Source organism: Pseudomonas sp. NPDC087803 (genome assembly GCF_044742995.1).
Classification (GTDB): Bacteria; Pseudomonadota; Gammaproteobacteria; order Pseudomonadales; family Pseudomonadaceae; genus Aquipseudomonas.
This window is the reverse complement of record NZ_JBIUVO010000015.1, coordinates 42,496-63,123: the sequence shown is the minus strand read 5'-3', so window position 1 is coordinate 63,123 and position 20,628 is coordinate 42,496. Positions and strand designations below refer to the sequence as shown.

Below are 20,628 nucleotides of genomic sequence, written 5' to 3'. Positions count from 1 at the left end.
CCTCCTGTTGTGAGCGGGCAGCGAACCACCGGTTTAACTTGAATGAACATTCAAGTTAAACATGGATAGGGCGCCAAGGACTAATCGCACGGCCAAGCGGTAGCTTGTGGCGAGGGGATTTATCCCCGATGGGCCGCGCAGCGGCCCTCCCTGTTCCAGCGTGAAATGGCCCGCTTTACGCTAGTTCAAGGAAGGCTATGACGTGAGGGTCGAGCGATTCGTTCACTGCTGAATTGGCTGAATGCCACTATTTCGATTCGTCCTGAAACCCGCGCTCTGTAGGAGCTGCCGAAGGCTGCGATCTTTTGATTTTAAAGATCGCAGCCTTCGGCAGCTCCTACAGGGGGGTTGTGAGCGGGTTACTTCTGCGTGCCGTCATCATGCTGCAGATTGGCCTGCGTCAGGTTGCTCCCCGCCGGCACACTGCGCGTCAGCCACACATTACCGCCGATGGTCGAACCCTGCCCGATGGTGATCCGCCCGAGAATCGTCGCCCCGGCATAAATCACCACGTCGTCCTCGACAATCGGGTGCCGCGGATGGCCCTTCTGCAACTGCCCGTCTTCATCTGCCGGGAAACGCTTGGCGCCCAGCGTCACGGCCTGATAGATCCGCACGCGCTCGCCGATGATCGCGGTCTCACCGATCACCACACCCGTGCCGTGGTCGATGAAGAAACTGCGGCCGATCTGCGCGCCTGGGTGGATGTCGATGCCGGTGGCCGAGTGCGCAATCTCCGCACTGATCCGCGCCAGCAACGGCAACCCGGCGCGATACAAATGGTGCGCCAGACGATGGTGAATCACCGCCAAAATCCCCGGATAACACAGCAGCACTTCATCGACGCTGCGTGCCGCCGGATCACCGTGATAGGCCGCCAGCACGTCGGTGTCGAGCAGGCTGCGCAAGCCCGGTAAGGCCAGCGCGAAATCCTGAATGATACGGATCGCCTGAGCTTCGACGTCAGCGTCATCTTGAGCGCTGTGCCGGGCGACATAACGCAGCTCCAGCCGCGCCTGCGCCAGCAAGGCATTCAACGAGGTATCAAGGGTGTGCCCGACATAGAAGTCCTCACTCTCTTCACGCAGATCCACTGGCCCCAGCCGCATCGGGAACAACGCGCCACACAGCGCTTCGAGAATCTCGGCCATCGCCGCGCGGGATGGCAACTCGCGGCCACCCTGCTCGCCGCTGGCCCGGCCATTCTGGGTACGCCACTGATCCCGCGCGGTACGCAGCTGGCTGACGATGGTCTGCAATTGCCAATGGCTGGAACGCTCGCTCACGGTAAAGACTCCTCAGGGCGGCCGGACGGTCTGGCCGCGTCAACGGCGACTACTTTACGGCATGCCCGCGAGGACGAATTAAGAACCGATAGTGCTGGATTAAGCACATTTGGCTATAAGCGATCCACGGTTGCTCCGGTAAAACGGCGTGCCTATAGTCCTCCCATCTTCCTCCGCCAGTACGGGCTCATGATCAAACAACAGCTGGACCGCTTTAACCGTCTCGACTTGCTCGGCCAACCCACGCCGCTGGAAAAACTCGAACGCCTGTCCGCCTGGCTCGGCCGCGAGGTGTACATCAAACGCGATGACCTGACGCCGCTGGCCATGGGCGGCAACAAGCTGCGCAAACTCGAATACCTCGCCGCCGATGCCCTCGCCCAAGGCGCCGATACGCTGATCACCGCCGGCGCCCTGCAATCGAACCATGTGCGCCAGACCGCCGCGCTGGCTGCCAGACTCGGCCTGGGTTGCGTGGCGCTGCTGGAAAATCCACTGGGCACCGACGACAGCAATTACACCGGCAACGGCAACCGCCTGCTGCTCGACCTGTTCGATACCAAGGTCGAGCTGGTGGACAACCTCGACAACGCCGACGAACAACTCGCCGCCCTCGCCGTGCGCCTGCGCAGCAATGGCAAGAAACCGTATCTGGTACCGATCGGTGGCTCGAATGCCCTCGGCGCACTGGGTTACGTGCGTGCCGGCCTGGAACTGGCGGAGCAGATCAAGGACACCGGTCTGGAATTCGCCGCCGTGGTACTGGCCTCGGGCAGCGCCGGGACCCACAGCGGTCTGGCGTTGGCGTTGAGCGAAGCGCTGCCGCAATTGTCAGTAATCGGCGTGACCGTATCACGCAGCGAAGAAGATCAGCGACCGAAAGTGCAGGGTCTGGCCGAACGCACGGCGGACCTGCTGGGCGTGCAATTGCCGGTGAACTTCAAGGTCGAGTTGTGGGACGAATACTTCGGCCCGCGTTACGGCGAGCCGAATGCCGGGACACTGGCTGCGGTGAAACTGTTGGCCAGTCAGGACGCGGTGCTGCTCGACCCGGTGTACACCGGCAAGGCCATGGCCGGTCTGCTCGACGGGATCGGCCGCCAGCGTTTCGACGAGGGCCCGATCATCTTCCTGCACACGGGTGGGGCGCCGGCGTTGTTTGCGTATCGGGATTTTCTGTAACCGGAAGATCAAAAGATCGCAGCCTGCGGCAACTCCTACAGGAGTACGCATTCCAAATGTAGGAGCTGCCGCAGGCTGCGATCTTTTTCGCGAACCGCGCATATTCCACAAAGAAATAACATTTCAAATATTAAGTATTTTCAAGTCTAAAGCAGACATCTTATAGTCTCGCCGCAGGCGAATTTCGGGCAAGACGCATAAGCTGCTTTAGGGCACGATAACGCAGTCGTTCAATTCCCGAATTCGCCAACTTTCCTTAAGCGTCTTCCATAAGAAAACACAGGGGCTTGTCATGAATTTTTCCGCACTACGTCGCAATCTGCTGGTAGGTTCGCTGGGCCTTGCACTGAGCGCCGGCCTGATCGGCCAGGCAACCGCCGGTGAGCAGCTGCAACAGATCAAGGACAAAGGCGTTATCAACGTCGGCCTGGAAGGCACTTACCCACCGTTCAGCTTCGTTGACGAGAACGGCAAACTGACCGGTTTCGAAGTGGAACTCTCCGAAGCCCTGGCGCAGAAACTCGGCGTCAAAGCCAAGATTCAGCCGACCAAGTGGGACGGCATTCTCGCCGCGCTGGAATCCAAGCGTCTGGACGTCGTGGTCAACCAAGTGACCATCTCCGACGAGCGCAAGAAGAAGTATGACTTCTCCGAGCCGTACACCGTTTCCGGGATTCAGGCGCTGGTGCTGAAGGACAAGGCAGCCAAGTTGAACATCAAGACTGCTGCCGATCTGTCCGGCAAGAAAGTCGGTGTCGGCCTGGGCACCAACTACGAACAGTGGGTCCGCGCCAACGTGCCGGGCGCTGACGTGCGTACCTACGACGATGATCCGACCAAGTTCGCCGACCTGAACAACGGCCGCACCGACGCCATCCTGATCGACCGTCTGGCTGCACTTGAATACGCCAAGAAGGCCCCGAAAACCGTGGCTGCCGGTGAAGCGTTCTCCCGTCAGGAATCCGGTATCGCTCTGCGCAAAGGCGAGCCTGAGCTGCTGGCTGCGGTGAACAAGGCTCTCGACGAGCTGCGTGCCGACGGTACTCTTGAGAAGCTGTCCACGAAGTACTTCAACGCTGACGTCACCAAATAATGGAAGAAGCTTTCCAACTCGCACTGGACTCCGCGCCCTTTCTGCTCAAGGGCGCGTACTACACGGTCATCCTCAGTCTGGGCGGCATGTTTTTCGGCTTGCTGCTGGGCTTCGGCCTGGCGTTGATGCGTCTGTCGCGCTTCAAACTGGTGAGCTGGATTGCCCGCATCTACGTGTCGTTCTTTCGCGGCACGCCGTTGCTGGTGCAACTGTTCGTGATCTATTACGGCTTGCCGCAATTGGGTCTGGAACTGGATCCGCTCCCAGCTGCCCTGATCGGCTTCTCGCTGAACATGGCCGCTTATGCCTGTGAAATCCTGCGGGCCGCGATCGGTTCGATCGAGCGTGGTCAGTGGGAAGCCGCTGCGAGCATCGGCATGACCCGTGCGCAGACCCTGCGCCGGGCCATCCTGCCGCAGGCCATGCGCACCGCGCTGCCGCCGCTGGGCAACAGCTTCATTTCGCTGGTCAAGGACACGGCACTGGCCGCCACCATTCAGGTGCCGGAACTGTTCCGTCAGGCGCAACTGATTACCGCCCGGACTTTCGAAGTCTTCACCATGTATCTTGCCGCCGCGCTGATCTACTGGATTCTGGCCACGGTGCTGTCGCACCTGCAGAACAAGTTGGAAGAGCGGGCCAATCGGCACGACCAGGAGTCCTGACCCATGATTGTCGTGGAAAAACTGACAAAGCAGTTCAAGGGTCAAGAGGTGCTCAAAGGCATCGATCTTGAGGTGAAGGAAGGCGAAGTCGTGGCCATCATCGGTCCCAGCGGTTCGGGCAAGACCACGTTCCTGCGCTGCCTGAACTTCCTTGAACAACCCACCAGCGGCCGGATCAAGGTCGGCGATATCGAAATCGATACCAGCCGCCCGCTGAGCCAGCAGCAGAGTCTGGTGCGCAACCTGCGCCAGCACGTAGGCTTCGTGTTTCAGAACTTCAACCTGTTCCCCCACCGCACCGCACTGGAAAACGTCATCGAAGGGCCGATCGTAGTCAAGAAGATGCCGCGCGAGCAAGCCGTTGCCCTGGGCATGAAGCTGCTGGCCAAGGTCGGTCTGGAAGGCAAGGAAGATGCGTATCCGCGTCGTCTGTCCGGCGGTCAGCAACAGCGCGTGGCGATTGCCCGGGCGCTGGCGATGGAGCCGGAAGTGATCCTGTTCGACGAGCCGACCTCGGCCCTCGACCCGGAACTGGTGGGCGAAGTGCTGGCGACCATTCGCGGACTGGCTGAAGAAAAACGCACCATGGTCATCGTCACTCACGAAATGGGCTTTGCCCGCGACGTGGCCAACCGTGTGGTGTTTTTCGACAAGGGCGTGATCGTCGAGCAAGGCGAAGCCAAGGCGTTGTTTGCCAACCCGAAACAAGAACGTACCCAACAGTTTCTCAGCAAGTTCCTCAATCACGCCTGAGAACCTTATTGTTTTGAGTCATTAACTTCCATGGAAGGAAGTTATAGTTCCCCCGACTGCAAACCATCTAAATTCCGCCAGCTTAAACCTGTCAAAACAATTCATATATGTTCTGCAACAGATACAAGTAATCTGCGGCGTGCTCGCGTACCTTTGAAACGGTCTAAACAGGCCCGCACAGAAACCGCAAAAACTCCGGAAAAATCGTAGTTCCATTCGCCATCAAGGCTAGGCAGCATGCCTCATCAACGTAGGAAGCTTCTGATTAATCCGTAATTCATGGATTAACTAAGGCGCTCTATTGACACTCTTTCCCGCACACTCTTATCTAGTCACCAACCGGCACCACTTAGTTGAATCAACCCGTACTCAGCCTGAACAAAAGTTCATGGCTGCATTACCGATTCATCACGCCTTTTGTTTTTTCAGAAACGGAATTCGCTGCAAGACTTCAAGGAGAGAACCCGATGACCCGCACTTCGCATACCACCGAACTGGCAGCGCCGAACCTCGCATCCGCACACAACAACGCGATCAATCTGACGGCTGCCGCGCACCTGCTGATTGATGTCCTGCCCTACCCCGGCATGGATGCCGGCGATCTGATCGAGCTGTTCTGGAACAACTGTTACGTCGCCTCGCGGGTCCTGACCAGTGAAGACCTTGGCGCAACGGTCAGCCTGCGGGTGCCGGAGAGTTTCATCGCCAGTGGCACCGCGCGGATTCATTATCGGGTGATGCAGATCGGCCAGGGACCGGCGCTGTCGGCGGCAACCCGGGTGCAGGTCAAGCTCGACTGCCCCGGCGGCCAGCCTTCGCCGCTGTGCGGTGACGAGAATCAGCAACTGGCGCCGGTCACGCTGCCCGAGGCCATCCGCCGCCAGGGCGTGAACCCCAATCAGATCAAACGCGGTGTGCCCCTGACCATCGAGCCGTACCTGAACATGGCCGAGGACGACGCCATCACCTTGCGCTGGGGCGACGCGCGCATGGACCTGGCACGGATCACCGCAGCCGATGTCGGCCTGCCGATTCAGGTCTGGGTACCACCGGCAGTGATCGTCGAAGGCGGTGAGGATCTGCGTCTGGACGTGACCTATTGCATCCTCGACTGGGTAGGCAACAACTCGCGCTGGGCACCGCCACGGACGCTGAAGATCGGCTGTGTGAACCCTTATCTGAAGGTGCCGCTGCGCCAGGAGCTGAAGGCCGCTGAATCGACCAAGGATTGATGTCGCACTCCTGTCCTCATGGAGCTTTGTAGTGAGGTGATTTAGCGAAACGTCGCAGCGCCCCGATGGACTGCGAAGCAGTCCCGTTTTTTATGACTCAGAAAAGGCCGCTGTGCGGCCTGTCGGGGATGAATCCCCTCACCACAGGTTGTATTGCACGGCTCGAAGCCTGTTAACCAATCCGACCACCACCCCTTCTATACATATTCCTAAAAGTTAGTTTATTTAATATTTATACACGCTTAGGGTATATGAACCGGACCACCGGACATTCTTTCGTTCGCCGCACTTCTGCGGCGTTTTTCATGAGATGTGAGGTAGGTAGTATGGTCCGGAACACAATCACCCCAGTGCAGATCGCCAGGGCATTGCGTGCAGCCAAGGAGCGGCACTGATGTCCAGTCTGGCAGACGCAAATCTCCAGTCTGATCTGGACATCGCCCCACTGTTGTTGCCCGCGCAGGTTTTGCGCAACGACGCCCAAGCCATCAAGGCCGCCCACGAACTAGCGCAAGTCGCCCGCGTGCAGGCGGCCAAACGCGACCGCCAGCGCAAGCTGCCGTGGTCGGAAATCGAACAGTTCACCCGCAGCGGCCTGGGCAGTATTGCCATCCCGCGTGAATACGGTGGGCCACAAGTTTCATTCGTGACCCTGGCCGAGGTGTTCGCGATCATTTCCGCGGCCGACCCGGCGCTGGGACAGATCCCGCAGAACCAGTTCGGCATCATCAACCTGGTGCTCGGCAGCGCCACCGAAGCGCAGAAAAAACAGCTGTTCCAGAGCGTTCTCGAAGGCTGGCGCATTGGCAATGCCGGCCCTGAGCGCGGCACCAAAAACACCCTGGAATTGAAAGCGCGCATCACCGCCGACGGCGATGACTACGTGATCAACGGCCAGAAGTTTTATTCCACCGGCGCGCTGTTCGCACACTGGGTGGCGGTCAAGGCGCTCAATGACGACGGCAAGCAAGTGCTGGCCTTCGTCCGCCGTGGCACCCCGGGCCTGCGCATCGTTGATGACTGGTCGGGCTTCGGTCAGCGCACCACCGCCAGCGGCACGATTTTGCTGAACAACGTGCGCGTCGAGTCGAGCCTGGTCGTCGATAACTGGAAGATCAACGAGAAGCCAAATACTCAAGGCGCGGTGTCGCAGCTGATTCAGGCGGCCATCGACGCCGGCATCGCCCGTGGCGCCATCGACGACGCCATCGAATTCGTCAAAACCCGCGCGCGGCCATGGATCGACGCCAAGGTCGAACGCGCCAGCGATGACCTCTATGTGATCGCCGACATCGGCAAGCTGAAAATCGAACTGCACGCCGCCGAAGCGCTGCTGCGCAAGGCCGGCAAAGTGCTCGACCAAGTCCATGCCGCGCCGCTGACCGCCGAATCCGCCGCCCGCGCTTCAATTGCGGTGGCCGAAGCCAAAGTGCTGACTACCGAGATCTCCTTGCTCGCCAGCGAGAAGCTTTTCGAACTGGCCGGCAGCCGCGCGACCCTCGCCGAATTCAACCTCGACCGTCACTGGCGCAACGCCCGGGTGCACACCCTGCACGACCCGGTGCGCTGGAAATATCACGCGGTCGGCGCCTTTCGCCTGAACGGTACTTTGCCGGCTCGCCACTCCTGGATTTAACGACCAGACATCTGGAGAAGCACATGACTTATTCTCACCCTGTCGCGGTCATCACCAGCGATGAGCAAGCCCTGATCGTCGCCAGCGACCTGGCCGAAGATTTCAAACGCGACAGTGCCGTGCGCGACCGTGAACGCCGCCTGCCACTGCCGGAACTCGACGTATTTTCCCGCTCCGGCTTGTGGGGCATCAGCGTGCCCAAAGAGTTTGGCGGCGCCGGTGTGTCCAACGTGACCTTAGCCAAAGTCATCGCCCTGATCGCTCAGGCCGACGGCTCTCTCGGACAGATTCCGCAGAACCATTTCTACGCCCTCGAAGTGCTGCGGGTGAATGGCAGCCATGAGCAGAAACAACGGCTGTACGCCGAGGTGCTGGCCGGTCAGCGCTTCGGCAATGCCCTGGCGGAACTCGGCACCAAAACCGCCCATGACCGCGTCACCAGCCTCAAGCGTGACGGCGACGGCTATCGCATCAACGGGCGCAAGTTTTATGCGACCGGCGCGATCTACGCCCAGCGCATTCCGACGTCGGTGGTTGATGAAAATGGCGCGCAGCAGCTGGCCTTCGTCCCGCGTGACAGCAAAGGCCTGACGGTGATCGACGACTGGAGCGGTTTCGGCCAGCGCACCACCGGCAGCGGTTCGGTGGTGTTCGAAGACGTGTATGTCGCTGCCGAAGACGTGATCCCGTTCCAGAGCGCATTCGAGCGTCCAACCACGGTCGGCCCGCTGGCGCAGATTCTTCACGCTGCCATCGACACCGGCATTGCCCGAGCCGCTTACGAAGATGCCCTGCACTTCGTGCGCAGCAAGACCCGGCCATGGATCGACTCCGGCAACGACAAGGCCACCGAAGACCCGCTGACCCTGAAGAGTTTCGGCCACTTGAGCATCCGTCTGCACGCCACCGAAGCGCTGCTTGAGCGCTCTGGCGAATTCCTCGACAAGGCCCAGGCCGAGACCAACGCCGAAACCGTCGCTGCCGCCTCGATTGCGGTCGCCGAAGCACGGGCGATCAGCACGGAAATTTCGCTCGCCGCCGGTAGCACCCTGTTTGAACTGGCCGGCAGTCAGGCGACCCTGATCGAGCATGGCCTCGACCGTCACTGGCGCAACGCCCGGGTGCACACCCTGCACGACCCGGTGCGCTGGAAGTATCACGCGGTGGGCAATTACTACCTCAACGATGAAAAGCCGCCACTGCGGGGCACTATCTGATGAGCAAGAAAAAGATCCTGCTCAACGCGTTCAACATGAACTGCATCGGCCACATCAACCATGGCCTGTGGACGCATCCACGCGACACGTCGACGCGCTACAACACCATCGAGTACTGGACCGAGCTGGCGCAGTTGCTGGAGCGCGGTTTGTTCGACGGACTGTTCATCGCCGACATCGTCGGCGTGTACGACGTCTACCAGAACTCGGTGGACGTCACGCTCAAAGAGTCGATCCAGTTGCCGGTCAACGACCCGCTGCTGCTGGTGTCGGCGATGGCCGCCGTGACGAAAAACCTCGGCTTCGGTCTCACTGCCAACCTCACCTATGAACCGCCCTATCTGTTCGCCCGCCGCATGTCGTCGCTCGATCATCTGAGCCGCGGTCGGGTCGGCTGGAACATTGTCACCGGTTACCTCGACAGCGCCGCCAAGGCCATGGGCCTGCGCGAACAGGTCGAGCATGACCGGCGTTACGATCAGGCCGACGAATATCTCGAAGTGCTCTACAAACTCTGGGAAGGCAGTTGGGAAAACGGCGCGGTGCTCAATGACCGTGAGCAGCGCATCTACGCGCAGCCGGAGAAGGTGCACAAGGTCGAACACCACGGCGAGTTCTATCAGGTCGAGGGTTATCACCTCTGCGAACCATCGCCGCAGCGTACGCCGGTGCTGTTCCAGGCCGGCAGTTCCGATCGTGGATTGCTGTTCGCCGGGCGTCACGCCGAGTGCGTGTTCATCAGCGGCCAGAACAAGCCATCGACCAAAGTGCAGGTGGACAAGGTCCGCGCCAGCGCCGTCGAAGCCGGACGCAATCCCGAGGACATCAAGGTGTTCATGGGCCTCAACGTGATCGTCGGCGCGACCGAAGAAGCCGCGTGGGCCAAGCACGCCGAGTACCTGAGTTATGCCAGCGCCGAGGCCGGCGTCGCGCATTTCTCAGCCTCCACCGGCATCGACTTTTCCCAATACGAAATCGACGAACCGATCCAGTACGTCAAGAGCAATGCCATCCAGTCCGCCACCAAAAATCTGCAGAACAACGACTGGACCCGACGCAAATTGCTCGAGCAGCACGCCCTCGGTGGCCGCTACATCACCGTGGTCGGCTCGCCTGAGCAAGTGGCGGATGAACTGGAATCGTGGATCGCCGAAACGGGACTCGACGGCTTCAACCTGACGCGCATCGTGACCCCGGAAAGCTATGTCGATTTCATCGAGCTGGTGATTCCAGAGTTGCAACGGCGCGGGTCGTACAAGACTGCGTATGACAGCGGCAGTTTGCGCGAGAAGTTGTTCCACGGTGAGGCGCATTTGCCTGAGCAACACACCGGTTCTTCATTCCGCCGTTGAAAGCATCGCGAGCAGGCTCACTCCTACAGGGGAACGCATTCCAAATGTAGGAGTGAGCCTGCTCGCGATGAGGCCTGACCAGACACCACAAAATTCATGCACTGACTGGAAAAATCACCATGACCCAGAAATTCCTGTCCCACCCAGTCAAAGCACTGGCCCTGGCCTTCGGCCTGTTCAGCTCGGCGGTGTTCGCCGCCGATGTGCCGTTGAAAATCGGCACCACCGCCGCCTTCGCCATTCCGCTGGAAGCCGCCGTCGAAGAGGCCTCCAAACAAGGCCTGAAAGTCGAGCTGGTGGAGTTCACCGACTGGATCGCACCGAACGTCAGCCTCGCCGCCGGCGACATCGACGTGAACTACTTCCAGCACATCCCGTTCCTCGAAAATGCCAAGGCCGCCGCCGGTTTTGACCTGGTGCCCTTCGCCCCGGGAATCATCAACAACGTCGGCCTCTACTCGAAAAAATACAAGAGCTTCGACGAGTTGCCCGAAGGCGCCAGCGTCGCCATCGCCAACGACCCGATCAACAGCGGCCGCGGCCTGCAACTGCTGGCCAAGGCCGGTCTGATCACCCTCAAACCAGGTGTCGGCTACAAGGCCACCGAGGACGACATCGTCGCCAACCCGAAGAAGATCAAAATCCTGCAAGTCGAAGCCGTGCAACTGGTGCGCGCCTACGATGACGCCGATCTGGTCCAGGGCTACCCGGCCTACATCCGTCTGGCGAAGACTTTTGACGCCGGCTCCGCGTTGCTGTTCGACGGTCTCGACCACAAGGAATACGTGATCCAGTTCGTGATCCAGCCCAAAAGCAAGGACGACCCGCGCCTGATCAAATTCGTCGACATCTACCAGCACTCGCCGGCCGTTCGCGCCGCGCTGGATAAGGCTCACGGCAAGCTGTATCAGGCCGGTTGGGAAAGCTGAGCATGACCGCCGCAATCCAACGGCGACTGGATATTCCAGAGCCAGAAAATGCTGAAAAAACCGAACTGCATCCCGAGCTGAATCGCGCCCACGTACGCTTCATCGGTCTGGGTAAAACCTACGAGGGCCGACAAGGCCCGGTCGCGGCCCTGCAAGGCATTGATCTGGCGATCCAGCGTGGCGAGGTGTTCGGCATCATCGGTCGCAGCGGCGCCGGCAAGTCGTCGCTGATCCGCACGATCAATCGTCTGGAGCAACCGACTGCGGGGCGGGTGCTGATCGACCAAGTCGACATCGGCGAATTCGATGAGGATCGCCTGGTCGCCCTGCGCCGGCGCATCGGCATGATCTTCCAGCACTTCAACCTGATGTCGGCCAAGACCGTGTGGCAGAACGTCGAACTGCCGCTGAAAGTCGCCGGCGTGCCGAAGGCACAACGCGAGCAGAAGGTGCGTGAACTGCTCGAACTGGTCGGCCTGCAAGCCAAACACAAGGCCTATCCGGCGCAGCTTTCCGGCGGGCAGAAACAGCGTGTCGGCATCGCCCGCGCCTTGGTGCATGACCCGGACATTCTGCTCTGCGACGAAGCCACTTCGGCGCTCGATCCGGAGACCACCCAATCGATCCTCGGCCTGCTGCGCGAGATCAATCAGCGCCTGGGCCTGACGATTGTTTTGATCACGCACGAAATGGCGGTGATCCGCGAAATCTGCGACCGCGTGGTCGTGCTCGAGCATGGGCGGATCGTCGAGCAGGGCCCGGTCTGGGAAGTGTTCGGCAATCCGCAGCACGAAGTCAGCCAGACCTTGCTCGCGCCGCTGCAACACGCCTTGCCGGCAGAACTGCAGAGTCGCCTGCATGCCCAACCGCCCTCCCCGGGCGCGGCGGTGGTCTTGCGTTTGCAGTTCACTGGCAGTGCCGGCGACGAGCCGGATCTGGCGGCGCTGTTCGCCGCCCTCGGTGGTCGGGTGAAGTTGCTGCAGGGCGGCGTCGAACGGATTCAGGGCCACGCGCTGGGACAATTGTTGCTGGCGGCCAGCGGCTCGGCCCTGAGCGCCGAACAATTGCGCGAGCGCGCCGGGCAGTGGGCGCAACGAGTGGAGGTAGCGGGTTATGTGGTTTGATCGTTTGCTCCAGGGTTTCATCGACACCTTCCTGATGGTCGGTGTGTCGTCGCTGATCGCCTTGCTGGTGGGGATCCCGATGGCGGTGATTCTGGTCACCAGCGACAAGGGCGGGATCTACCAGGCGCCGCTGCTCAACCGGGTGCTGGGCGCGTTCGTCAACCTGTTCCGCTCGATCCCGTTCCTGATTCTGATGGTCGCGCTGATACCGTTCACCCGGCTGATTGTCGGCACCACGTACGGTGTGTGGGCGGCGGTGGTGCCGCTGACAATCGCGGCGACGCCATTCTTCGCACGGATTGCCGAAGTGAGTCTGCGTGAGGTCGATCATGGTTTGATCGAGGCGGCGCAGGCCATGGGCTGCCGACGCTGGCACATCGTCTGGCATGTGCTGTTGCCTGAAGCGCTGCCGGGGATTGTTGGCGGGTTCACGATTACGCTGGTGACGATGATCAACTCATCGGCCATGGCCGGGGCGATTGGTGCCGGCGGCCTCGGCGATATTGCTTACCGCTACGGTTATCAGCGTTTCGACAGCCAGATCATGCTGACGGTGATTGTGTTGCTGGTGGTGTTGGTGGCGGTGATTCAGTTGGGTGGGGATCGTCTGGCGCGGGGCCTGAACAAGCGCTGAAGCAAGAGCAAAAGATCGCAGCCTGCGGCAGCTCCTACAGGGGAACGTGATCTTCTGCAGGAGCTGCCGCAGGCTGCGATCTTTTACAGCGCGAAAGCGCTTATAGTCTGCTCAACTCCCCCAAACAGTCCGCCCCATGAAACAGACTCCCATCGATCTCGAACAGATCACCGCCACCACCCTCGGCCACTACAACTCGGTAGCCGCAGACTTTCGCGAAGGCACCCGCGATCACGATGTCAGCCAGAACATCGACGCCTTGCTGCGACACATCCAGGGTTCGGCGCCGTTTTCCATTCTCGATTTCGGCTGTGGGCCGGGGCGTGACCTGCGGACGTTCACCCGCATGGGCCACGTTGCGGTCGGCCTCGACGGTGCAGAGCAATTCGCGCAAATGGCACGGGCAGACAGTGGCTGTGAAGTGTGGTGTCAGGACTTTCTGAAACTCGACCTGCCGGCCGCACGCTTCGACGGCATTTTCGCCAACGCGGTGCTGTTTCATGTGCCGCTGCAGGAATTGCCGCGAGTGCTCAAGCAACTGCATGGCACGTTGAAACCGGGCGGGGTGTTGTTCAGTTCCAATCCGCGCGGGGATAACCGTGAGGGCTGGAACGGGCCGCGCTATGGTTCGTACCACGATCTGGAAGCGTGGCGCGGGTTGTTGACGGCGGCGGGGTTTGTCGAGCTGGAGCATTACTACCGGCCGGCGGGGTTGCCGCGCGAGCAGCAGCCTTGGCTGGCCAGCGTTTGGCGTAAATCTGCGTAGTCCATTCTGACGCCATCGCGAGCAGGCTCACTCCTACAGTTGGAATGCGCTCCCCTGTAGGAGTGAGCCTGCTCGCGATGAGTGCGCAGCACTCGCTTTTAAGCGGCCTCTTTCTGCGGCTCGCGAATCCGGTACCAGGCCACATACAGCGCCGGCAAAAACAGCAGCGTCAGCAACGTCGCGACCACGATCCCGCCAATCATCGCGTAAGCCATCGGCCCCCAGAACACTTCCCGGGCAATCGGGATCATGCCCATGCTCGCCGCCGCTGCGGTCAGCAGGATCGGCCGGCGGCGGTGCTCGGTCGCTTCCACCACCGCATCCCACGGCGCATAGCCCTTCTTCTCGTACTCATCGATCTGCGTCACCAGAATCACCGAGTTACGGATGATGATGCCGATCAGTGCCAGAATCCCGAGGATAGCCACGAAGCCCATCGGCGTGCCGGTCGGCACCAGCGCCAGCACCACGCCGATCAGCCCCAGCGGCGCGACACTCGCCACGAGGAACATCTTCTGCACGCTGTGCAACTGGATCATCAGGAAGGTCGCCATTAAAAACAGCATCAACGGCAACACCTTGGCAATCGGCCCCTGGGCCTTGCCGCTTTCCTCGACCGTACCGCCGGTGGCGACTTTATAGCCGACCGGCAGTTTGTCGGCAAAAGCGTCGATCGACGGTTTGAGCAGCTTCACCAGGTCGGTGGGCTGGATCTCGTCGCGCACCGAGGCCTTGATGGTAATGGTCGGCAGACGGTCGCGCCGCCACACCAGCGGTTGCTCCAGCTCATACCGCACGGTGGCGAAGGCCAGCAGCGGAATCGAGGTGCCGTTGGGCGTGACGATCTGCAGGTTCTGCAGGGTTTCCGGGGTGCCGCGCTCGGAATCCACCGCCCGGCCAACGACGTTGATCAGGTAGATATCGTCATCAACCTGGGTCAGTGGCGAGCCGCTGACGATGCTGTTCATCAGCTTCGCCACGTCCTCCGACGACAGCCCGAGCTGACGCGCCTTGTCCTGGGCGATGTCGATGCGCAGGACTTTGCCCGGCTCGTTCCAGTCGTAAATGATCTCGCCGATGTGTTCGTTCTTGTCCAGTTCAGTCGCCAGGTCGATGGCATGCTTGCGCACCTGATCGACGTCTTTGCCGCTGACCCGGTACTGAATCGGGCGCCCCACCGGCGGGCCCATTTCCAGCGCCTGCACGTAACTGCCGATGCCGACGAAGTCCTTGTGCAAGCGTTCACGCAGGCGTTGGCTGAGGGCTTCGCGGGCCTCGAAGTTTTTGCTGACGATCACCAGTTGCGCGTAGTACGGGTTCTGCAATTGCTGGTCGAGCGGCAGGTAGAAACGGATCGCGCCCTGACCGATGTAAGTACTCCAGCGCACGATGTCCGGGTCACCCTTGAGCGTGGCTTCGAGCTTGTCCACGGCCTTGCGGGTTTCGTCGATCGAGGCGTTTTGCGGCAGGTTCAGATCGACGAGGATTTCCGGGCGATCGGAGGACGGGAAGAACTGGTTCTGCACAAAGCGCATGCAGAACACCGCCAGCACGAAGCACAACACGGTGATCCCGATCGCCCACCAACGGTTGCGCATCGACCACAACAAACCGTGGTTGAACGCCCGGCCAATGCGCCCCGGCTCGCCTTCGTGGGGTTTCACGTTGGTGCTGAGGATGTGCACACCGATCACCGGTGCGAACAACACCGCGACGATCCACGACACCAGCATCGCCACCGCAATGACCGCAAACAGGGTGAAAGTGTACTCACCGGCGGAGCTGGCGTTGAGGCCGATCGGCACGAAACCGGCGACCGTCACCAGCGTACCGGTGAGCATCGGGAACGCCGTCGAGGTGTAGGCGAACGTGGCCGCCTGCTCTTTGGTCTCGCCCATTTCCAGGCGCGTGACCATCATTTCCACGGTGATCATCGCGTCGTCCACCAGCAGGCCGAGGGCAATGATCAGGGCGCCGAGGGAGATCCGCTGCATGGTGATGCCGCTGTATTCCATGAACACGAAGACCATCGCCAGCACCAGCGGAATCGAGCACGCCACCACCAGTCCGGCGCGCACACCGAGGCTGATGAAGCTGACCACCAGTACGATGATCACTGCTTCGAACAATGCGCTGGTGAAGCCGCCGACGGCCTCTTCCACCACCACCGCCTGATCGGACACGGTGTGCACGCCGACGCCCACCGGCAGGTCGGCCGTCAGTTGGTCGATGCGCGCGTGCAGGGCTTTACCGAACTCTTGCACGTTGCCGCCCTTCTGCATGGCAATCGCCAGGCCGATGGCCGGTTTGCCGTCGAAACGGAATTCCGGGGTGGCCGGGTCGACGTAACCACGGCTGATGTCGGCGACGTCGGCCAGACGATAGAAGCGGTCATTAAGCTTGAGATTGACCTCGGCCAGATCCTTCTCCGAAGCGAACTGCCCCGAAGTGCGCACGGAAATCCGCTCCGGCCCGGCCTCGATCACACCCGCCGGGGTCACCGCGTTCTGCGATTGCAGGCTCTGCACCACCTGGCGCTGATCGATGCCCAGCGCCGCGAGTTTGCGCGTGGAGAAATTCAGGTAGATCACTTCGTCCTGCTGGCCGACCATCTCGATCTTGCCCAGCCCCGGTACGTTGCGGATCTCGGCGCGCGCCTGTTCCACGTAGTCGCGCAACTGGCGCATGGTTAGGCCGTCGGCGGTAAACGCGTAGACCGAGCCGTAGACGTCACCGAACTCATCGTTGAATCCGGGGCCCTGAATCCCTTGGGGAAACTGCCCGCGAATGTCGTCGATCTTCTTGCGCACCTGATACCAGATTTCCGGGATGTCCTTGGCACTGGTGGTGTCGCGCAGGTACACGTAGACCGTCGATTCACCGGGGCGCGTGTAGCTTTTCACGTAGTCGAGGGAGTCGAGCTCCTCGAGCTTTTTCTCGATGCGGTCGGTGACCTGCTTGAGGGTTTCTTCCTGGGTCGCGCCCGGCCATTTGGTCTGGATGACCATAGTCTTGATGGTGAACGAGGGGTCTTCTTCGCGCCCCAGATTGAAGTAGGAAAACACCCCCATCAGCAGCGCGACGAACATCAAGTACCAGACGAACGACTGATGCTTGAGGGCCCATTCGGAGAGATTGAAAGAGCCTTTCATTGACTGTCCTCGTCGAGTTTCACGGCTTGTCCGGGTTTGAGGCTGTTGACGCCTGCGCTGACCACCTGCTCACCACTCTTGACCCCGCCGGCCAGCACCACCGTGCTGTCGGTGCGGCTGGTGACGCTGACGTCGCGCGGGGAGACGGTTTTGCTCTGGGTGTCGACGACCCAGATGCGGGTCTTGCCGTCGACTTCCTGCAACGCCGTGGCGGGCAATTCGATGCGCGGTTTGATCGCCGAGCTGAGGGTCACGCTGATCGCCGTGCCGAGACGAAACCCGGGCGGCGTTTCGCTCAGGGTCAGGCGGGCGCGACGGGTACGCGTGGCACTCTGCGCCTGGGGTTCGATTTCGCGAATGATCGCCGTGGTGTTGATGCTCGGGTCGAGCTGTCCGGCCACCAGAAACACCACGTCAGCGGGGATCTGATCGACCAGCGTGTCCGGCAGGTCGATTACCGCTTCCTTGATGTCCGGTTGCGCCAGGGTCACCACTTGCTGGCCGGCAGTCACCACTTGACCGGCCTCGGCATTCCACGCGGTGACCACGGCTTTGTGGTCGGCGCGCAGTTCGGTGTAGCCGAGTTGATCCTTGCTCTGATTGACCGCCGCCCGCGCCTGATCGAGCGAAGCCTGGGTGGTTTTCAGGTCGGTGGTGGCGATGTCCAGTTGTGCCTGGGCGCCCACTCCGCGATCAAACAGCGCCTGCTGCCGCCGGGCGTTGGCCTGGGCGTTGATCAATTGCGCCTGGACCTTGGCCAGATCGCCCTGGGCCGAACGTAACTGGTTCTGCTGGTCGGTCGGGTCGAGGGTGGCGAGCAGCGTGCCCTTGTCCACTTCAGCGCCGACATCGACGTTGCGACTGGCGATACGGCCGCCGACGCGAAACCCGGTGTTGCTCTCGTAACGCGCCTGAATGCTCCCGGCAAAACGCCCGAGGGTTTCCTCGTTCAGCGCCTGCACCTTGATCGACAGCACCGGCCGCACCGGCTCCGGCGGCGGTTCGCTTTTCGAGCAGGCAGCCAGCAGCACGCCAATGGACAACAGCCCTAAATGCTTCATGGCTGCGCTCCCGGTTGCAGATCCTTGTAGGTGTTTTCGGCCACCTCGACTTTCATCCCCGGGTGCAGCAGTTGCCCACCGGCCACGATCACCTTCTCACCGCCGGCGAGCCCGTCGCTGATGATGACGCTGCCGGTCAGGTAGCGGCCGACCGTGACGTTGTGCAGTTGCGCTTCGCCCTGGTCATCGACGATCCACACGGCGGGGTCGCTGATGTTTTTGGTCAACGCCGACCACGGCAACTGCACCGCCGACTTGCCGGAGCCTTTGGCGCTGGCACTGACCACCGAGCCCAGTTGCATGCCTTGCGGCAGACTGTCGAGGGTGACCTTGACCTGCACCGTGCCGGACTGTGCCGACACCGCCGGGGTGATCTCGCGCACGGTGCCGGTGGTCTTGATGTTGGGGTTGTCGAGCAGACTGACCACGATCGAGCGATCGGCAGGACGTTCCGACAGCAGCGATTCGTAGACATTGAACACCGCGTCGCGGTCGCCATCGCGGGCCAGTTTGAACATCGGCGCGGTCGCCTGGACCACTTGGCCGACTTCAGCCTGGCGCTCGGTGATGATCCCGGGTGCATCGGCGATCAGCGAGGTGTAGCTCAACTGATCTTTGGCATTGGCCAGTTGCGCCTGCGCCGCGCTCAGGGCGCTCTGGCTGCTGCGCAACGCGGCTTGGGCGGAATCGTACTCGCTCTGGCTGGTGTAGCCCTTGGGCAACAGTTTTTGCTGGCGCACGAACGCTGCGGCGCTCTGTTTGACCCGCGCCTGCTCGGCAAGCACCTGCGCCTGGGCGGAGTCGACGTTGGTCTGCAAATCCTTGGGATCGAGTTTGGCCAGCACCTGCCTGGCGCTGACCCGGTCGCCGACATCGACCATGCGCTGGATGATCTTGCCGCCGACCCGGAACGACAGTTCAGTCTGCACCCGCGCCTGCACGTCACCGGTGAGGGTCACGGCAGCGGCGTAGTCAGCCGGTTTGACCTCTTGCACAAAGACCCGTGGCAGGTACTCCTGAGGGGCTTCTTTCTTGCCGCAAGCGGTGAGCATCGTGAGCAGGCTCAAGACGAAGACTGTTTTCAATCCGGGACTCGCCATGCAGACTCCTTCCTGTGTACGAACGTGCAAGTGACGATACGACTGTGAGCTTAGAACAGGGTTCAACCTTCGCTCGCGGGAATAACGCATTTTCCACATTGATTTCTGTGGCGAGGGAGCTTGCTCCCGCTCGACTGCGAAGCAGGCGCAAACCTCTCGAATCGGAGGTTGGGGCCGCTTCGCAGCCCAGCGGGAGCAAGCTCCCTCGCCACAGGGGTACAGGCACGGCACACTATCGGTTCCGGCAGAAGGAAACGCCCATGCTCAAGACCCTCGCGGTGGCCAATTACCGCTCGATCAATAAATTGGTGATTCCGCTGGGCCGCTTGAATCTGATCACCGGCCCCAACGGCAGTGGCAAATCCAATCTCTATCGGGCCCTGCGCCTGCTGGCGGAGACCGCGCAGGGTGGCGTGGTCAATGCGCTGGCCCGCGAGGGCGGGCTGGATTCGACGTTCTGGGCCGGGCCGGAAACCATCAGCCGACGCATGCGCAATGGCGAGGTCGCCATCGAGCCGACCGTGCGCCAGGGCGTCAAACGCCTGCGTCTGGGGTTTGCCGGGGAAGACTTCAGCTACGCCATTGCCCTCGGCTTGCCGGAGCCGAGCCTGTCGTTCTTTTCCCTCGATCCGGAGATCAAGAAAGAATGCATCTGGGCCGGGCCGCTTTATCGTCCGGCGAGCCTGCTGGTGGATCGTCACGGCCCGATGATTCGCGCCCGCGAAGGACGCAGCTGGGACGTGCTGGCACAGCACACGCCGAACTTCGACAGTCTGTTCGATCAGGTCGGCAGCCTGCGCAGTTCACCGGAGGTGTTCCAGATGCGCGAGTTCATCCGCCGCTGGCGCTTCTACGATCACTTTCGCAGCGATGCCGATGCTCCGGTGCGCCAGCCGCAACTGGGTACGCGCACGCCAGTGCTGCATCACGACGGCCGGGATCTGGCCGCAGCGTTGCAGACCATTCGCGAAATCGGCGACCCCGAGGCGTTGCAGGCGGCGATCAGCGATGCCTTTCCCGGCGCACGGCTGAACATCGCACCGCTGGCCGGCGGACGCTTTGCCATCGAGTTTTATCAGGAAGGATTGCTGCGACCGCTGTCGGCGGCGGAGCTGTCGGACGGCACGTTGCGTTATCTGTTGCTGATCGCCGCGCTGCTGACACCACGCCCGCCGTCATTGATGGTGCTCAACGAACCGGAAACCAGTCTGCATCCGGATCTGTTGCCGGCGCTGGCACGCTTGATCATCCGCGCCTCGCAGGAGTGTCAGGTGTGGGTGGTGTCCCATGCGCGACGGTTGATTTCGGCGTTGCAGGAAGACCCCGAATGCAACTGCATCGTGCTGGAGAAGACGCTGGGGCAGACCGGAATTGTCGGCCAGCGGGTGCTGGATGAGCCGGCGTGGAACTGGCCGGATTGAAAGCGAAAAGATCGCAGCCTGCGGC

Annotated in this window: 17 protein-coding genes; 13 read left to right on the top strand and 4 right to left on the bottom strand. The window is 61.3% G+C overall.

What is annotated here, in order from left to right:
* Nucleotides 1-359: 359 nt before the first annotated feature.
* Nucleotides 360-1,286 (bottom strand): serine O-acetyltransferase EpsC, encoded by a 927-nt coding sequence (gene epsC, locus ACIOUG_RS11565; protein ID WP_401065459.1) that lies wholly within the window; start codon nucleotides 1,284-1,286, stop codon nucleotides 360-362.
* Between the two features lie 189 nt (nucleotides 1,287-1,475).
* Here epsC and ACIOUG_RS11560 point away from each other — a divergent pair, with 189 nt between their 5' ends.
* The 12 genes from ACIOUG_RS11560 to ACIOUG_RS11505 all read left to right on the top strand — a co-directional run bounded on the left by ACIOUG_RS11560 (nucleotide 1,476) and on the right by ACIOUG_RS11505 (nucleotide 13,869).
* Complete coding sequence (locus ACIOUG_RS11560) at nucleotides 1,476-2,468, top strand: D-cysteine desulfhydrase (protein WP_401065456.1); 993 nt, start codon at nucleotides 1,476-1,478, stop codon at nucleotides 2,466-2,468.
* A gap of 292 nt (nucleotides 2,469-2,760) precedes the next feature.
* Complete coding sequence (gene tcyJ / locus ACIOUG_RS11555; RefSeq protein ID WP_401065453.1) at nucleotides 2,761-3,561, top strand: cystine ABC transporter substrate-binding protein; 801 nt, start codon at nucleotides 2,761-2,763, stop codon at nucleotides 3,559-3,561.
* Nucleotides 3,561-4,226 carry a cystine ABC transporter permease gene (tcyL, locus tag ACIOUG_RS11550; protein WP_003220607.1) on the top strand — a complete coding sequence of 222 codons (666 nt, stop codon included), beginning with the start codon at nucleotides 3,561-3,563 and terminating at the stop codon, nucleotides 4,224-4,226. The genes tcyJ and tcyL overlap by 1 nt, the downstream gene beginning before the upstream one ends.
* Nucleotides 4,227-4,229: 3 nt before the next feature.
* A complete protein-coding gene (gene tcyN, locus ACIOUG_RS11545; protein WP_401065451.1) occupies nucleotides 4,230-4,979 on the top strand; it encodes an L-cystine ABC transporter ATP-binding protein TcyN in 750 nt (249 codons plus the stop codon).
* A gap of 467 nt (nucleotides 4,980-5,446) precedes the next feature.
* On the top strand, nucleotides 5,447-6,211 hold the full coding sequence (locus ACIOUG_RS11540) for a hypothetical protein (protein ID WP_401065449.1): 765 nt from the start codon (nucleotides 5,447-5,449) through the stop codon (nucleotides 6,209-6,211).
* A gap of 394 nt (nucleotides 6,212-6,605) precedes the next feature.
* Entirely contained in the window at nucleotides 6,606-7,847 is a 1,242-nt protein-coding gene (locus tag ACIOUG_RS11535) for an SfnB family sulfur acquisition oxidoreductase (RefSeq protein WP_401065446.1), read from the top strand.
* A gap of 23 nt (nucleotides 7,848-7,870) precedes the next feature.
* On the top strand, nucleotides 7,871-9,064 hold the full coding sequence (locus ACIOUG_RS11530; RefSeq protein WP_401065444.1) for an SfnB family sulfur acquisition oxidoreductase: 1,194 nt from the start codon (nucleotides 7,871-7,873) through the stop codon (nucleotides 9,062-9,064).
* Nucleotides 9,064-10,416: an LLM class flavin-dependent oxidoreductase gene (locus ACIOUG_RS11525; RefSeq protein WP_401065443.1), complete on the top strand. Its 1,353-nt coding sequence runs from the start codon at nucleotides 9,064-9,066 to the stop codon at nucleotides 10,414-10,416. The genes ACIOUG_RS11530 and ACIOUG_RS11525 overlap by 1 nt, the downstream gene beginning before the upstream one ends.
* Nucleotides 10,417-10,535: 119 nt before the next feature.
* A complete protein-coding gene (locus ACIOUG_RS11520; RefSeq protein WP_401065440.1) occupies nucleotides 10,536-11,345 on the top strand; it encodes a MetQ/NlpA family ABC transporter substrate-binding protein in 810 nt (269 codons plus the stop codon).
* Between the two features lie 2 nt (nucleotides 11,346-11,347).
* Entirely contained in the window at nucleotides 11,348-12,469 is a 1,122-nt protein-coding gene (locus ACIOUG_RS11515) for a methionine ABC transporter ATP-binding protein (protein ID WP_401065438.1), read from the top strand.
* The gene (locus tag ACIOUG_RS11510) at nucleotides 12,459-13,103 is read left to right on the top strand and encodes a methionine ABC transporter permease (RefSeq protein ID WP_401065436.1); all 645 of its coding nucleotides are present in this window, start codon (nucleotides 12,459-12,461) and stop codon (nucleotides 13,101-13,103) included. The genes ACIOUG_RS11515 and ACIOUG_RS11510 overlap by 11 nt, the downstream gene beginning before the upstream one ends.
* A 136-nt stretch (nucleotides 13,104-13,239) precedes the next feature.
* Nucleotides 13,240-13,869 (top strand): class I SAM-dependent methyltransferase, encoded by a 630-nt coding sequence (locus ACIOUG_RS11505; RefSeq protein WP_401065434.1) that lies wholly within the window; start codon nucleotides 13,240-13,242, stop codon nucleotides 13,867-13,869.
* A gap of 98 nt (nucleotides 13,870-13,967) precedes the next feature.
* Here the strand turns inward: ACIOUG_RS11505 and ACIOUG_RS11500 are convergent, their stop codons facing one another.
* The 3 genes from ACIOUG_RS11500 to ACIOUG_RS11490 are packed head-to-tail and all read right to left on the bottom strand — an operon-like array spanning nucleotide 13,968 to nucleotide 19,182.
* Nucleotides 13,968-17,021 carry an efflux RND transporter permease subunit gene (locus tag ACIOUG_RS11500; protein WP_401065431.1) on the bottom strand — a complete coding sequence of 1,018 codons (3,054 nt, stop codon included), beginning with the start codon at nucleotides 17,019-17,021 and terminating at the stop codon, nucleotides 13,968-13,970.
* Nucleotides 17,018-18,082 carry an efflux RND transporter periplasmic adaptor subunit gene (locus ACIOUG_RS11495; RefSeq protein WP_401065428.1) on the bottom strand — a complete coding sequence of 355 codons (1,065 nt, stop codon included), beginning with the start codon at nucleotides 18,080-18,082 and terminating at the stop codon, nucleotides 17,018-17,020. The genes ACIOUG_RS11500 and ACIOUG_RS11495 overlap by 4 nt, the downstream gene beginning before the upstream one ends.
* Entirely contained in the window at nucleotides 18,079-19,182 is a 1,104-nt protein-coding gene (locus tag ACIOUG_RS11490; RefSeq protein WP_401065427.1) for an efflux RND transporter periplasmic adaptor subunit, read from the bottom strand. The genes ACIOUG_RS11495 and ACIOUG_RS11490 overlap by 4 nt, the downstream gene beginning before the upstream one ends.
* A gap of 260 nt (nucleotides 19,183-19,442) precedes the next feature.
* Here ACIOUG_RS11490 and ACIOUG_RS11485 point away from each other — a divergent pair, with 260 nt between their 5' ends.
* On the top strand, nucleotides 19,443-20,603 hold the full coding sequence (locus ACIOUG_RS11485; protein ID WP_401065425.1) for an AAA family ATPase: 1,161 nt from the start codon (nucleotides 19,443-19,445) through the stop codon (nucleotides 20,601-20,603).
* Nucleotides 20,604-20,628 lie beyond the last annotated feature (25 nt).

Bases quoted from the DNA above. Each gene is read 5' to 3' on its own strand.
- ACIOUG_RS11535 (WP_401065446.1), top strand. From the start codon at position 6,606: ATGTCCAGTCTGGCAGACGCAAATCTCCAGTCTGATCTGGACATCGCC.
- tcyJ (WP_401065453.1), top strand. From the start codon at position 2,761: ATGAATTTTTCCGCACTACGTCGCAATCTGCTGGTAGGTTCGCTGGGC.
- ACIOUG_RS11560 (WP_401065456.1), top strand. From the start codon at position 1,476: ATGATCAAACAACAGCTGGACCGCTTTAACCGTCTCGACTTGCTCGGC.
- ACIOUG_RS11510 (WP_401065436.1), top strand. From the start codon at position 12,459: ATGTGGTTTGATCGTTTGCTCCAGGGTTTCATCGACACCTTCCTGATG.
- ACIOUG_RS11505 (WP_401065434.1), top strand. From the start codon at position 13,240: ATGAAACAGACTCCCATCGATCTCGAACAGATCACCGCCACCACCCTC.
- ACIOUG_RS11525 (WP_401065443.1), top strand. From the start codon at position 9,064: ATGAGCAAGAAAAAGATCCTGCTCAACGCGTTCAACATGAACTGCATC.
- ACIOUG_RS11520 (WP_401065440.1), top strand. From the start codon at position 10,536: ATGACCCAGAAATTCCTGTCCCACCCAGTCAAAGCACTGGCCCTGGCC.
- ACIOUG_RS11500 (WP_401065431.1), bottom strand. From the start codon at position 17,021: ATGAAAGGCTCTTTCAATCTCTCCGAATGGGCCCTCAAGCATCAGTCG.
- tcyN (WP_401065451.1), top strand. From the start codon at position 4,230: ATGATTGTCGTGGAAAAACTGACAAAGCAGTTCAAGGGTCAAGAGGTG.
- ACIOUG_RS11540 (WP_401065449.1), top strand. From the start codon at position 5,447: ATGACCCGCACTTCGCATACCACCGAACTGGCAGCGCCGAACCTCGCA.
- tcyL (WP_003220607.1), top strand. From the start codon at position 3,561: ATGGAAGAAGCTTTCCAACTCGCACTGGACTCCGCGCCCTTTCTGCTC.
- ACIOUG_RS11495 (WP_401065428.1), bottom strand. From the start codon at position 18,082: ATGAAGCATTTAGGGCTGTTGTCCATTGGCGTGCTGCTGGCTGCCTGC.
- ACIOUG_RS11485 (WP_401065425.1), top strand. From the start codon at position 19,443: ATGCTCAAGACCCTCGCGGTGGCCAATTACCGCTCGATCAATAAATTG.
- ACIOUG_RS11490 (WP_401065427.1), bottom strand. From the start codon at position 19,182: ATGGCGAGTCCCGGATTGAAAACAGTCTTCGTCTTGAGCCTGCTCACG.
- ACIOUG_RS11515 (WP_401065438.1), top strand. From the start codon at position 11,348: ATGACCGCCGCAATCCAACGGCGACTGGATATTCCAGAGCCAGAAAAT.
- ACIOUG_RS11530 (WP_401065444.1), top strand. From the start codon at position 7,871: ATGACTTATTCTCACCCTGTCGCGGTCATCACCAGCGATGAGCAAGCC.